Source organism: Stenotrophomonas sp. YJH_SMC_101-4 (assembly GCF_059370395.1).
In genome coordinates, this window is sequence record NZ_JCAFTP010000003.1 from 590,193 (window position 1) to 602,848 (window position 12,656).

General features: G+C 66.0%; 12 protein-coding genes. 5 read left to right on the plus strand and 7 right to left on the minus strand.

Annotated features, from left to right (window positions below; genetic code table 11):
• Positions 1–16: 16 nt before the first annotated feature.
• Positions 17–1,390: an ATP-dependent protease ATPase subunit HslU gene (gene hslU, locus AC5P8D_RS13590; RefSeq protein ID WP_071305873.1), complete on the plus strand. Its 1,374-nt coding sequence runs from the start codon at positions 17–19 to the stop codon at positions 1,388–1,390.
• 54 nt (positions 1,391–1,444) lie between these two features.
• On the opposite strand, the gene AC5P8D_RS13595 is transcribed toward hslU, so the two are convergent.
• Both AC5P8D_RS13595 and smeT read right to left on the minus strand, forming a co-directional pair.
• Positions 1,445–2,437: a Gfo/Idh/MocA family protein gene (locus AC5P8D_RS13595; RefSeq protein ID WP_019337672.1), complete on the minus strand. Its 993-nt coding sequence runs from the start codon at positions 2,435–2,437 to the stop codon at positions 1,445–1,447.
• Between the two features lie 45 nt (positions 2,438–2,482).
• Positions 2,483–3,142, minus strand: coding sequence for an efflux transporter SmeDEF transcriptional repressor SmeT (smeT, locus tag AC5P8D_RS13600; RefSeq protein WP_019337673.1), 660 nt, complete (start codon positions 3,140–3,142; stop codon positions 2,483–2,485).
• Positions 3,143–3,350: 208 nt separating this feature from the next.
• Between smeT and smeD the strand changes: the two genes are divergently transcribed.
• The 3 genes from smeD to smeF all read left to right on the plus strand — a co-directional run bounded on the left by smeD (position 3,351) and on the right by smeF (position 9,153).
• Complete coding sequence (gene smeD / locus AC5P8D_RS13605) at positions 3,351–4,535, plus strand: multidrug efflux RND transporter periplasmic adaptor subunit SmeD (protein ID WP_019337674.1); 1,185 nt, start codon at positions 3,351–3,353, stop codon at positions 4,533–4,535.
• A gap of 12 nt (positions 4,536–4,547) precedes the next feature.
• A complete protein-coding gene (gene smeE, locus AC5P8D_RS13610; RefSeq protein WP_043401012.1) occupies positions 4,548–7,670 on the plus strand; it encodes a multidrug efflux RND transporter permease subunit SmeE in 3,123 nt (1,040 codons plus the stop codon).
• Between the two features lie 97 nt (positions 7,671–7,767).
• Positions 7,768–9,153 (plus strand): multidrug efflux RND transporter outer membrane subunit SmeF, encoded by a 1,386-nt coding sequence (gene smeF / locus AC5P8D_RS13615; RefSeq protein ID WP_433897107.1) that lies wholly within the window; start codon positions 7,768–7,770, stop codon positions 9,151–9,153.
• Positions 9,154–9,261: 108 nt separating this feature from the next.
• Here smeF and AC5P8D_RS13620 read toward each other — a convergent pair whose 3' ends face one another.
• From AC5P8D_RS13620 to AC5P8D_RS13640, 5 genes are all read right to left on the minus strand, one after another.
• Positions 9,262–9,714 (minus strand): REP-associated tyrosine transposase, encoded by a 453-nt coding sequence (locus tag AC5P8D_RS13620; RefSeq protein WP_029379752.1) that lies wholly within the window; start codon positions 9,712–9,714, stop codon positions 9,262–9,264.
• Positions 9,715–9,821: 107 nt separating this feature from the next.
• Positions 9,822–10,244 (minus strand): low affinity iron permease family protein, encoded by a 423-nt coding sequence (locus AC5P8D_RS13625; protein ID WP_010481401.1) that lies wholly within the window; start codon positions 10,242–10,244, stop codon positions 9,822–9,824.
• Positions 10,245–10,311: 67 nt separating this feature from the next.
• Positions 10,312–10,647: a hypothetical protein gene (locus tag AC5P8D_RS13630; protein WP_005411085.1), complete on the minus strand. Its 336-nt coding sequence runs from the start codon at positions 10,645–10,647 to the stop codon at positions 10,312–10,314.
• 75 nt (positions 10,648–10,722) lie between these two features.
• Positions 10,723–10,983, minus strand: a complete 261-nt coding sequence (locus AC5P8D_RS13635; RefSeq protein ID WP_010481405.1) for a hypothetical protein — start codon at positions 10,981–10,983, stop codon at positions 10,723–10,725.
• Between the two features lie 198 nt (positions 10,984–11,181).
• The gene (locus AC5P8D_RS13640) at positions 11,182–11,634 is read right to left on the minus strand and encodes a nucleoside deaminase (protein ID WP_005411083.1); all 453 of its coding nucleotides are present in this window, start codon (positions 11,632–11,634) and stop codon (positions 11,182–11,184) included.
• 80 nt (positions 11,635–11,714) lie between these two features.
• On the opposite strand from AC5P8D_RS13640, the gene ubiE reads away from it, so the two are divergent.
• Complete coding sequence (gene ubiE / locus AC5P8D_RS13645; RefSeq protein WP_005411082.1) at positions 11,715–12,476, plus strand: bifunctional demethylmenaquinone methyltransferase/2-methoxy-6-polyprenyl-1,4-benzoquinol methylase UbiE; 762 nt, start codon at positions 11,715–11,717, stop codon at positions 12,474–12,476.
• Positions 12,477–12,656: the final 180 nt, after the last annotated feature.

Here is a 12,656-nt window from a genome sequence, read left to right on the forward strand (position 1 = left end):
ATCCGTGAGCACATCCATGTCGAAGATCGAAGTTTCCTCCGCCACCATGACCCCGCGCGAGATCGTGCAGGAACTGGACCGGCATATCGTGGGCCAGCACGACGCCAAGCGCGCCGTGGCCATCGCCCTGCGCAACCGCTGGCGCCGCATGCAGCTGGTGCCGGAGCTGCGCAATGAAGTGATGCCGAAGAACATCCTGATGATCGGCCCGACCGGCGTCGGCAAGACCGAAATCGCGCGCCGCCTGGCCACGCTGGCCAACGCACCGTTCGTGAAGGTTGAAGCGACCCGCTTCACCGAAGTCGGCTACGTCGGCAAGGACGTCGAGCAGATCATCCGTGACCTGGCCGATACGGCCGTCAAGCTGTACCGCGAACAGGCCAAGGTGCGCGTGCGTACCCAGGCCGAGGAACGCGCCGAAGACCGCATCCTCGATGCGCTGCTGCCGCGCCGCAGCGGTGGCATCGGCTTCGATCCGGAAGTCGCCCGCAACGAACCGTCGGCGCAGGACAACGAGACCCGCATCAAGTTCCGCAAGATGCTTCGCAACGGTGAGCTGGACGAGCGCGAGATCGAGCTCGACCTGGCCGCCAATGTCAGCATGGACATCATGACCCCACCGGGCATGGAGGAAATGGGCCAGCAGCTGAAGTCGATGTTCGCCAACCTCGGCGGCGGCGCCAAGGCGCATAAGCGCACGCTGACCATCAAGGCCGCGCGTCCGCTGCTGGTGGAAGAAGAGGCCGGCAAGCTGGTCAACGAAGACGATATCCGCACGGCGGCGATCGAGGCCTGTGAGCAGCACGGCATCGTCTTCATCGACGAGATCGACAAGGTCGCCAAGCGGGGTGACAACGTGGGCGGTGGCGACGTGTCCCGCGAAGGCGTGCAGCGCGACCTGCTGCCGCTGGTGGAAGGCTCCAACGTGTCCACCAAGTACGGCACCATCAAAACCGACCACATCCTGTTCATCGCCTCCGGTGCGTTCCACCTGGCCAAGCCCAGCGATCTGATTCCGGAGCTGCAGGGTCGCTTCCCGATCCGCGTCGAGCTGGGCGCGCTGAGCAAGGGTGACTTCGTGCGCATCCTGACCGAGCCGAAGGCCGCGTTGACCAAGCAGTACGAAGCACTGCTGGCTACCGAAGGCGTCAAGGTCAGCTTCACCGCCGACGCCATTGAGCGCCTGGCCGAGATCGCCTTCCAGGTGAACGAGCGCCAGGAGAACATCGGTGCCCGCCGCCTGCATACCGTGCTGGAACGCCTGTTGGATTCGCTCAGCTACGAGGCACCGGACCGCGACGGCGAAACCCTGGCCATCGACAGTGCTTATGTCGATGCACACCTGGGCGAGCTGGTGCAGGATCCGGACCTGAGCCGCTACATCCTGTAATGCCCGGCTCTGCAAAGCTATTGGGCCGCCGAAAGGCGGCCTTTTTGTTGGCGGTCAGTGCGGGTGCCGGGCGCGGTAGGCCTGCAGTACCTGGTCGATCACCGCACTGGTGCGCGCAGCGCTGATGCCGGTCGACGGTGAACAGCCGTTGCCACGCAGTTCGTCCACGAGGGAGGCGATCAACGGCTGCTGGACCGCTGGCGGGTTCGGGATATCGAACGCCTGCACGCCCGCTTCGGTCTCCAGAACCACCGGAACGTCCTCGAAGGTGGCAAAGCGCAGCTGCCCGCGGTCGCCGGTGATCTCGATCTCATCCTGGCGGCGGAAGGCGCAGAAGCTCCACTGCGCGATGCCATGCGCGCCCATTCCGGTGCGGAAGCACATCGAGACGCTGTCCTCGGCGGCGTAGGCGCCGGTCAACGAACTGGCCAGGCCACGCACATCGCTCAGCGGCCCCAGGAGATGGTCGAGCAGGTCCAGGGTATGCGAGCCCAGATCGACGAACAGCCCGCCGCCGGCGATCGCCGGATGGGTCCGCCAGAAGTCCGGCGAGGCGGCATTCGCCGAATGCGGCCGGTGCAGGGTGGCGCGCACGCTGCGCGGCGTACCGATCGCGCCGCTGTCCAGCAGCTGTTTCACCTGTGCGAAGCGGGGCAGGGCGCGGCGGTAATAGGCCACGAACACCGGCACGCCGCGGCGTGCGCTGGCCTCCAGTACGCGTTCGCATTCGGCGTGATCCATGGCCATCGGCTTTTCGATGTAGACCGGCTTGCCCGCGGCGATCGCCTGCAGCGCGTACTGCATGTGCGTCGAGGGGGGCGTTGCGACGTACACCGCGTTCACTTCCGGATCGGCGATGAGCGCATCGGCGTCCGCGTACCAGCGGGGAATGGCATGGCGCCGCGCGTAATCCTCGGCCAACGCCGCATTGCGACGCATGACCGCTGCAACCCGTGATCCGGGTGCGCTGGCCAGGGCCGGGCCGCTCTTCTTCTCGGTGACACTGCCGCAGCCGATGAAGCCCCACACCACATTGTCCAGGATCATGGGTCTGTCCTCAGATGGGTACGGCGGTGGTGGCAGCAGCGCCGCTCACGCGTCCGGCAACGGCTCGGGCACCGTTCCGGGCACGAACACGCCATCCTTCACGTAGGCGGCCAGAGTCATGTCCAGCGCGAGCATGCCGTCGCGCTTGAGGTCCATCAGTTCCGGTTCGACCATCGCGCCGTGCAGCACGCCCAGGACGGTGGCGTGCAGCATGCGCGCGGCGATCTTCGGGTCCGCTCCTTCGCGCAGCTGGCCCAGGTCCCGGGCCCGGCGAAGCGCACGCTCCATCCGGTCCAGCGCATCGCGGAATCCGGCCTGCTGCATTTCGGTCAGCACCTTGGTGTCGGCCGAGGCATCGCTGCGCAGCATGATCTCCATGGTCTTGCGCAGGCGCTCATCCTCGGACAGCTCGATGAACGAGTGGATCATCACCGCGCGCAGGTCGTGTACCGGCGTGTCGCGCTGCTCGGTGGAGGTGCGTTCCAGTTCCTGCATGAAGGGCAGGTGCACCCGTTCAACGATCGCGGCCAGCACCTCGCTCTTGTTCTTGAAGTGCCAGTACACCGCGCCACGGGTATAGCCGGCGCGGGCGCCGATCATCTCCAGCGTGGTACGGGCCACGCCGTGTTCATGGAAACAGGCTTCGGCGGCGTCAAGGATGCCTTCCCGGGTTGCCTGGGTGTCCTCTTTGGTCTTGCGGGCCATGGATGGGTACGAGTGCGGGTGAAACGTGGCTGAATTGTACCTGTTTACAAACAAACACGCATGTATGTATATTTCCGTCCCATCATTCCCGCCGTGTGCGTGGCAGGCCGTTGCCGGCTGCTTCTCCCCGCCGGTGAGCGTTGCCTGCTGGCGCTTTCGGCCTGTATCAGCGCATTTTGAGATTCCTTCCCCTGAGAGCCTTTCCGTCATGTTGCTGAGCCGAATCCGACCCATCGCGCTGTCGCTGGCCATCGCCGCGACCGTGGCTGCCTGCGGCGGCCAACCCCAGGCCCCCGAACAGGGCCCCGGTGACGTCACCGTGGTCACGCTGAAGTCCGAGACCGTGGGCCTGACCCGCGAACTGCCGGGCCGTACCAATGCCTTCCTGGTCGCCGAAGTGCGCCCGCAGGTCAATGGCATCGTCGCCAAGCGCCTGTTCACGGAAGGTGGCATGGTCAAGGCCGGCGAGCCGCTGTACCAGCTCGACGACGCCAGCTACCGCGCCCAGGCCAACAATGCCCGTGCCCAGCTGGCCCGCGCAGAAGCCACCGCCAATGCCGCCCGCCTGAGCGCCAGGCGCATCACCGAGCTGGCCAAGGTCGACGCGGTCAGCCAGCAGGATCTGGAGAACGCCGTGGCCGCGCAGAAGCAGGCCGAGGCCGACGTCGGCGCCGCCAAGGCATCGCTGGATGCGGCCAACGTCACCCTCGGCTACGCCCGTATCACCGCGCCGATCAGCGGCCGCATCGGCAAGTCCAGCGTCACCCAGGGTGCGCTGGTCAACGCCGGCCAGGCCAATGCGCTGGCCACCGTGCAGCAGCTGGATCCGATCTATGTCGACCTGACCCAGTCCTCGGCCGAGCTGCTGCAGCTGCGCCGCGAACTGGCCGCCGGCCGCCTGCAGGACAACCAGACGCTGCCGGTCAGCATCCTGATGGAAGACGGCAGTACCTTCGAGCACAAGGGCACGCTGGAGTTCTCCGAAGTCAGCGTCGATCCGGCCACCGGCAGCTTCGGCCTGCGCGTGAAGGTGGACAACCCGGACGGCCTGCTGATGCCGGGCATGTACGTGCGCGCAGTGATCGGCGGCGGCGTGCGCAGCGATGCGGTGCTGGTACCGATGGCCGGCATCGCCCGCGATCCGAAGGGTGACACCTCCGCGATGGTGGTCGACAAGGACAACAAGGTCGAAGTGCGCCCGGTCAAGGTCAGCCGCACGGTTGGCGACAAGTGGCTGGTCGAGGACGGTCTGAAGGCCGGCGACAAGGTCATCGTCGAAGGCCTGCAGAAGATCGGCCCCGGCATGCCGGTCAAGGCCACCGAGAAGGGCGCTGCTCCGGCCAAGCCGGCCGCCGCCGCCCAGCCTGCCGCTCCGGCCGGCGACGCGAAGTAAGCGGAGAACCCCATGGCACGCTTTTTCATCGATCGACCCATCTTTGCATGGGTGATCGCCATCATCATCATGCTCGCCGGCGGCCTGGCCCTGTTCAAGCTGCCGGTCTCGATGTACCCCAACGTCGCACCGCCGGCGGTGGAAATCAGCGCCACCTACCCGGGTGCATCGGCCAAGGTGGTCGAGGACTCGGTGACGCAGATCATCGAGCAGAACATGAAGGGCCTTGATGGCCTGATCTACTTTTCCTCCAACAGCTCGTCCAACGGCCAGGCCACCATCACCCTGACCTTCGAGAGCGGCACCAACCCGGACATCGCCCAGGTGCAGGTGCAGAACAAGCTGCAGCTGGCCATGCCGCTGCTGCCGCAGGAAGTGCAGCGGCAGGGCATCAACGTGGCCAAGTCCAGCTCGGGCTTCCTGAACGTCATCGCGTTCGTGTCCGAGGACGGCAGCATGGACGCCAACGACATCGCCGACTACGTCGGTTCCAATGTTGTCGACCGCCTGAGCCGCGTGCCGGGCGTGGGCAACATCCAGGTGTTCGGTGGCAAGTACGCCATGCGCATCTGGCTGGACCCGAACAAGCTGCATACCTATGGCCTGTCGGTCGCCGAAGTGACCGCAGCGATCAAGGCACAGAACGCCCAGGTCGCCATCGGCCAGCTCGGCGGTGCGCCGTCGATCAAGGGCCAGCAGCTCAACGCCACCATCAACGCGCAGTCGCGCCTGCAGACCCCGGAGCAGTTCCGCAACATCATCGTGCGCGGCGCGCAGGACGGTGCCGAACTGCGCCTGGGCGATGTCGCCCGCGTCGAACTGGGTGCCGAGTCCTACGACTTCGTCACCCGTTACAACGGCCAGCCGGCCAGCGGCCTGGCGGTCACCCTGGCCACAGGCGCCAACGCACTGGATACCGCCGCCGGCGTGGATGCGGCGCTGGAGGACATGAAGGGCTTCTTCCCGGCCGGGCTGAAGGCCGAGATCCCGTACGACACCACCCCGTTCGTGCGCGTATCGATCAAGGGCGTGGTGCAGACCCTGATCGAAGCGATCGTGCTGGTGTTCGTGGTGATGTACCTGTTCCTGCAGAACTTCCGCGCCACCCTGATCCCGACCATCGCCGTGCCGGTGGTGCTGCTGGGTACCTTCGGCGTGCTGGCGATGCTGGGCTTCTCGGTGAACATGCTGACCATGTTCGCGATGGTGCTGGCGATCGGCCTGCTGGTGGACGATGCCATCGTGGTGGTGGAGAACGTCGAGCGCATCATGTCCGAGGAAGGACTGTCGCCGCTTGAAGCGACCCGCAAGTCGATGGGCCAGATCACCGGCGCGCTGGTCGGCATCGGCCTGGTGCTGTCGGCAGTGTTCGTGCCGATGGCCTTCATGAGCGGTTCCACCGGCGTGATCTACCGCCAGTTCTCGGCCACGATCGTCTCGGCGATGGCATTGTCGGTGCTGGTCGCGATCGTGCTGACCCCGGCCTTGTGCGCGACCATGCTCAAGCCGCTGAAGAAGGGCGAGCACCATGTTGCCCATCGCGGCCTGGCGGGTCGTTTCTTCAACGGCTTCAACCGCGGTTTCGACCGCACCAGCGAAAGCTACCAGCGTGGCGTGCGCGGCATCATCCATCGTCCGTGGCGCTTCATGGGCATCGTTGCGGCGCTGTTCGTGCTGATGGGCGTGCTGTTCGTGCGCCTGCCCAGTTCGTTCCTGCCCAACGAAGACCAGGGCGTGCTGATGGCGCTGGTGCAGGCGCCGGTCGGTGCCACCCAGGAACGCACGCTGGAATCGATCGCAGCACTGGAAAACCACTTCCTGCAGAACGAAAAGGATGCGGTGGACTCGGTGTTCTCGGTGCAGGGCTTCAGCTTCGCCGGCATGGGGCAGAACGCGGGCATGGCGTTCGTCAAGCTGAAGGACTGGAGCGAGCGTGACGCCAACAATGGCGTGATGCCGATCACCGGTCGCGCGATGGCGGCCCTGGGCCAGATCAAGGATGCCTTCATCTTCGCCTTCCCGCCGCCGGCCATCCCGGAGCTGGGTACCGCTTCGGGCTACACCTTCTTCCTGAAGGACAACAGCGGCCAGGGCCACGAGGCGCTGGTGGCCGCGCGCAACCAGCTGCTCGGCCTCGCCGCCGGCAGCAAGAAACTGGCCAACGTGCGCCCGAACGGCCAGGAAGACACGCCGCAGTTCCGCATCGACATCGATGCGGCCAAGGCGACCTCGCTGGGGCTGTCGATCGACCAGATCAACGGCACCCTGGCCGCCGCGTGGGGCAGCTCGTACATCGATGACTTCGTCGATCGCGGCCGCGTCAAGCGCGTGTTCGTGCAGGCTGACCAGCCGTTCCGCATGGTCCCGGAAGACTTCGACCTCTGGTCCGTGAAGAACGACAAGGGCGAGATGGTGCCGTTCAGCGCGTTCGCCACCAAGCACTGGGACTACGGCTCGCCGCGCCTGGAGCGCTACAACGGCGTGTCGGCAATGGAAATCCAGGGCGAACCGGCCCCGGGTGTGGCCTCCGGTGACGCCATGGCCGAGATCGAACAGTTGGCCAAGCAGCTGCCGGCGGGCTTCGGCATCGAGTGGACGGCGATGTCCTACCAGGAACGCCAGGCCGGCTCGCAGACGCCGCTGCTGTACACGCTGTCGCTGATGATCGTGTTCCTGTGCCTGGCCGCGATGTACGAAAGCTGGAGCGTGCCGACCGCGGTGCTGCTGGCGGCCCCGCTGGGTATCCTCGGCGCCGTGCTGGCCAACACCTTCAAGGGCCTGGAACGCGACATCTACTTCCAGGTGGCGATGCTGACCACGGTGGGCCTGACCAGCAAGAACGCGATCCTGATCGTCGAGTTCGCCAAGGAGAACCTGGAGAAGGGCGCCAGCCTGATCGAGTCGATCATGCACGCCGTGCGCGACCGCTTGCGTCCGATCGTGATGACCTCGCTGGCCTTCGGCATGGGCGTGGTACCGCTGGCGGTCTCCACCGGTGCCGGTTCCGGCGCCAAGCAGGCGATCGGTACCGGCGTGCTCGGCGGCATGATCGTCGGCACCGTGCTCGGTGTGTTCTTCGTGCCGCTGTTCTTCGTGGTGGTGCAGCGCGTGTTCAAGCGCAAGACCGCCGAGTGATGAAATCCGGTAGCGCCGGGCCATGCCCGGCGGATGCCTCACCGCGTAGCCGCCGGGCATGGCCCGGCGCTACCACCGTGACCCCCAAGGTGTCGCCATGAAATTCTCTTCTCTTGCTGTATCCCTGGCCGGCGTGCTCACGCTCGCTGGCTGCTCCACTCTGGTGCCGAAGAACACCGCTGTCGCTCCGGCGATTCCGGCGCAGTGGCCGGCCGAAGCCGCGCAGGGCCAGGTGGCCGATGTCGCCGCCGTCGGCTGGCGCGACTTCTTCACCGATCCACGCCTGCAGCAGGTGATCGACCAGTCGCTGCAGAACAACCGCGACCTGCGCGTGGCCGTGCTCAATGTAGAGCGCGCGCGCGGCCAGTACCGCGTACAACGCGCCGACCGCGTGCCCGGCGTGGCTGTCACCGGGCAGATGGATCGCCGAGGCACCGACGCCGGCGTCACCGAGCAGTTCACCGCTGGTGTCGGCGTGGCCGAGTTCGAGCTGGATCTGTTCGGCCGCGTGCGCAATCTCAGTGAAGCGGCGTTGCAGCAGTACTTCGCCGTGGCCGCCAACCGCCGCAACGCGCAGCTGAGCCTGGTGGCCGAGACCGCGACTGCGTGGCTGACCTATGGTGCCGATGCGCAGCAGCTGAAGATCGCCGAGGCCACGTTGAAGACCTACGAGGATTCGCTGCGCCTGGCCGAGGCCCGCCACGAACGTGGTGGCAGTTCGGCACTGGAGCTGACCCAGACCCGTACCCTGGTCGAGACCGCACGTACGGATGCTGCACGCCTGCGTGGCCAGCTGGCCCAGGACCGCAATGCGCTGGCGCTGCTGGCCGGTGGCCAGCTGGATCCGGCACTGCTGCCGGACAGCATCGAACCGCAGCTGCTTGCACTGGCCCCGCCGCCGGCCGGCCTGCCCAGCGACGTGCTGCTGCAGCGCCCGGACATCATGGCCGCCGAACACCAGCTGCTGGCCGCAAACGCCAACATCGGTGCGGCACGCGCAGCGTTCTTCCCGAGCATCTCGCTGACCGGCAGCATCGGCAGTGGTTCGAACGAACTGTCCAACCTGTTCGACAGTGGCACCCGTGTATGGAGTTTCCTGCCGAAGATCACCCTGCCGATCTTCCAGGGCGGCAAGCTGCGCGCCAACTTGGCCATCGCCAACGCTGATCGTGATATCGCACTGGCGCAATACGAGAAGTCGATCCAGGTGGGCTTCCGCGAAACCGCCGATGCGCTGGCATTGAATGTCAGCCTGGACGAGCAGGTGAGTTCACAGCAGCGCCTGGTGGACGCGGCCGAACAGGCCAACCGCCTGTCGCAGGCCCGCTACGACGCGGGGCTGGACAGCTTCGTCACCCTGCTTGATGCGCGGCGTACCGCCTACAACGCGCAGCAGACCCAGCTGCAGGCCCAGCTGGCGCAACAGGCCAACCGCATCACCCTGTACAAGGTGCTGGGTGGCGGCTGGCACGAGCGCAGCTGAGCAGCAATTCGATACCGGTAGCGCCGGGCCACGCCCGGCGGCCTTTCGTTCCTGCATGCCTGACGGCTGGGCGGACCGCACTTCGTGCTCGCCGGGCATGGCCAGGCGCTACCGCATGGGCCAACGGCACCATGCAAACGGATATTCATCGAGATGCAGGGTCAATCCTGCTCGGATGGGGTTGCCCAGGATGTACAACGCATGGCGCCTCAAGGCTTCCTCGCTGCGTACCGCGTGATCGAAATAGCTCGGCTGCCACAAAGGCGTCTGTATGCCGAACTGCTGCCCCAGCAACCGGCTGCTGCGGGATTTCACCGTTCCCATCATGCGCGCCAGTGATCCGTCGCGCAGCTGCATCAGCCAATGCAGATGGTCAGGCATGACGACCCAAGCAAAGGACCGACTGAGGCCCATGCGTTCAACATACCTCAATGCATCCACAAGACACGTTGCACAACGTGGATCTTCAAAGACCGGGCGCCGGTGGCGTACGACCGTGGTGAGGACGTAGTAGCCCCCGATATGGGAGTGGCGGCCACGTTCCAGATGACGGCTGGACATGGCGCCAGTCTGCACTGATGGGATGTCCGCCGTTATCAGCCGAGGGCGATGGCCCGTGTGGGATTCTTCCGGGTATCGCGCTCGCCGGGCATGGCCCGGCGCTACCGTCAGATCGCTTCATCATCGCGCGGGGCCGCGCGGCAGGCGCGCACGCGCAGCAGCGCGTCACCGGCCTCGCGGGCCATGCGCTCGTATTCGGCGCGGATCTCTTCCAGCCGCGCTTCGTCCAGTTCTTCCAGATCCAACAGTTCGTTGTTGGCTTCGGCTGTCGCCCGGATCAGCTCGTCCAGCTTGATCTGCATCGCGGCGGTATCCGCGTTCTGCGTGTGCTGGATCAGGAACACCATCAGGAAGGTGATGATGGTGGTGCCGGTGTTGATCACCAGCTGCCAGGTGTCGTTGAAACCGAACACCGGGCCACTGATGCCCCAGATCACCACGATCGCTACTGCGGCCAGGAAGGTCCACGGCGAGCCGGTGGCGGCCGCGGCCTTCTTGGCGATCGTATTGAACAGGTTGCGTGCTTTCATCGTCGTCGTCCCACTCAGGTGACGAGGATGATCGGCAGTGGCCCGTGCAGGCGCCGTGCAGCGGCAGTCAGGCGCGCATGCGCTGCAGGCGCGGTGCCTGCAGGCTGCGCACCGGACTGCTCTGGTAGACGTGCTGCCAGCAACGGTCGACGAACTCGCGGGCCTGTGCTTCGCTCAGTCGCGGCATGATCTGCAGGGCGTACTGGGTCTGGAACATCTCGTCACGTTCGGCCTCGCTGGCGCGCGGCTGGGTGATCAGCGAATCGCAGGCAAACTTGATCCACGGCACGTACGAGCCGAACGAGTTGTGCGGCAGTGCGCCTTCGGCATGTTGGCGGCGCCAGTGATCCAGCTCGGCGTCAACGTTGATGACCGGAGGAATGGTGGGGACTTCAGCGTGCATGACAATCCAGTTCGGTTGAGTGGAAAGGGAGTGGGGGTTCATCGGAGTGTGGCGTATGTGGCGGTGCATGCCGCGTCAGCGCGATGTGGAGCTGGCGTTGGCATGTCCGATCAACTGCGCACGCTCGACGGCACCGAGATCTTCGGCGATGTCGGCCATCGCATTGCACAGGCGCTCATGGTCGAGCGGGTGGCCGCGCACCAGCTCCAGCTGCAGGCCCTGGTAGGCAGTCCAGAACAGTGCGCCACGCTGGTGCAGTGCGTACTGCTGCTGCAGGCGCTTGCGGATGGCGTCGAGGATCGGGTCAGGCGTAGGTCGTACGGCGTGCGCGCACATGGCTGGCTCCGCCGGGGAAAGAAGTCCCGGTAACCCCACCCTAGGCGCGGCAGCCGGGCGGGGTGTTATCGCAGCGTGTGCACGTTGCGCAGCTGACTGTGCACGGGTTCACGGCAATGGCCGCAAACGCTGCCGGCACTAGGGCGTGCCGGCGCTGAAGCATTCATTAAACGGGTTCAACAGGACACTGCGTGGTGATCATTCACCGATGTCTTCGTTCCAGATCTCCGGGTGCTGCGCAATGAAGCCTCCCAGCAGGTCCACGCATTCCTGGCTGTCCAGGTCGATCACGTTGACGCCGTTTTCCCGCAACCAGTCGATGCCGCCCTGGAAGGTGCGCGATTCGCCCACCACCACGGTGCCGATGTTGAACTGGCGCACCAGGCCCGAGCAGTACCAGCATGGTGCCAGGGTGGTGACCATGATCGTGTCCTGGTAACGGCGCTGGCGGCCGGCCTTGCGGAACGCATCGGTTTCGCCATGGACAGAGGGGTCGCCTTCCTGCACGCGGCGGTTATGGCCGCAGCCGAGCAGGCGGCCGTCGTTGTGGTACAGCGCCGCGCCGATCGGCACGCCGCCTTCGGCCAGGCCCTGGCGGGCTTCGGCGATGGCGGTCTGCAGCAGGGCCTGGTAGTCGGGCGTGGTGATCATGCGGGGCTCCGGTAAGTCGTGGCCCGCCATGATACGGGCAGGGGGTGCCGCTGGCCCCCGGCGGTGCGATAATCGGGGCCATGAGCGAATCCCCCTACAAAGCCGGTACCACCCATTTCGGGTTCCGCGACGTCGCCGCCAAGGACAAGCAGAAGCTGGTCGGCCAGGTGTTCACCTCGGTCGCGCGCAACTACGACCTGATGAACGACCTGATGAGCCTGGGCGTGCACCGGGCGTGGAAGCGCTACTACGTGGCGACCGCGCAGGTGAAGCCGGGCGACCGCGTGCTCGACCTGGCGGGCGGCACCGGCGACATCGCCGCCCTGCTGAAGGAGCGCGTCGGCGCCGAGGGCTCGGTGGTGCTGGGCGACATCAACGCCGGCATGCTGTCGGTCGGCCGCGACCGCCTGACCAACCGCGGCCTGGTGCTCGGCCTGGACTACGTGCAGTGCAACGCCGAAGCCCTGCCGTTCCCGGACAACAGCTTCGACCTGGTCACCATCGCCTTCGGCCTGCGCAACGTCACCGACAAGGACGCCGGCCTGCGCGAGATGTACCGCGTGCTGAAGGTGGGCGGCCAGGCCCGCGTGCTGGAGTTCTCCGAAGTCACCGCGGACTGGTTCAAGCCGATCTACGACTTCCACTCGTTCAAGATCCTGCCCAAGCTGGGCAAGTTGTTCGCCAATGATTCGGACAGCTACCAGTACCTGGCTGAGAGCATCCGCAAGCACCCGCCGCAGGATGAACTGAAGGCGATGATGGGGCAGGCCGGTTTCGAGCGCTGCCACTACAAGAACCTGACCGGCGGCATCGTTTCGATCCACTCCGGCTACAAGCTGTAAGCCTTGCCCTGGTGGGTGCCAACCCTGGTTGGCACTCGGCCGCTGCGGTCATCCGCTCTGGTAGGTGCCGACCTTGGTCGGCACGGGCCTGCCACATGCGATGAAAGATTCGTGCCAACCAAGGTTGGCACCTACCCGGGGCGCAGCCGCAGGATCGGCCTTGGCCGCATTACCCCGCAC

What these genes read in the sequence shown, in the direction of transcription:
- AC5P8D_RS13635 (WP_010481405.1), bottom strand. Translation starts at nt 10,983, where the DNA reads ATGTGCGCGCACGCCGTACGACCTACGCCTGACCCGATCCTCGACGCC.
- ubiE (WP_005411082.1), top strand. Translation starts at nt 11,715, where the DNA reads ATGAGCGAATCCCCCTACAAAGCCGGTACCACCCATTTCGGGTTCCGC.
- AC5P8D_RS13630 (WP_005411085.1), bottom strand. Translation starts at nt 10,647, where the DNA reads ATGCACGCTGAAGTCCCCACCATTCCTCCGGTCATCAACGTTGACGCC.
- smeT (WP_019337673.1), bottom strand. Translation starts at nt 3,142, where the DNA reads ATGGCCCGCAAGACCAAAGAGGACACCCAGGCAACCCGGGAAGGCATC.
- smeE (WP_043401012.1), top strand. Translation starts at nt 4,548, where the DNA reads ATGGCACGCTTTTTCATCGATCGACCCATCTTTGCATGGGTGATCGCC.
- AC5P8D_RS13620 (WP_029379752.1), bottom strand. Translation starts at nt 9,714, where the DNA reads ATGTCCAGCCGTCATCTGGAACGTGGCCGCCACTCCCATATCGGGGGC.
- AC5P8D_RS13625 (WP_010481401.1), bottom strand. Translation starts at nt 10,244, where the DNA reads ATGAAAGCACGCAACCTGTTCAATACGATCGCCAAGAAGGCCGCGGCC.
- smeD (WP_019337674.1), top strand. Translation starts at nt 3,351, where the DNA reads ATGTTGCTGAGCCGAATCCGACCCATCGCGCTGTCGCTGGCCATCGCC.
- AC5P8D_RS13595 (WP_019337672.1), bottom strand. Translation starts at nt 2,437, where the DNA reads ATGATCCTGGACAATGTGGTGTGGGGCTTCATCGGCTGCGGCAGTGTC.
- AC5P8D_RS13640 (WP_005411083.1), bottom strand. Translation starts at nt 11,634, where the DNA reads ATGATCACCACGCCCGACTACCAGGCCCTGCTGCAGACCGCCATCGCC.
- hslU (WP_071305873.1), top strand. Translation starts at nt 17, where the DNA reads ATGTCGAAGATCGAAGTTTCCTCCGCCACCATGACCCCGCGCGAGATC.
- smeF (WP_433897107.1), top strand. Translation starts at nt 7,768, where the DNA reads ATGAAATTCTCTTCTCTTGCTGTATCCCTGGCCGGCGTGCTCACGCTC.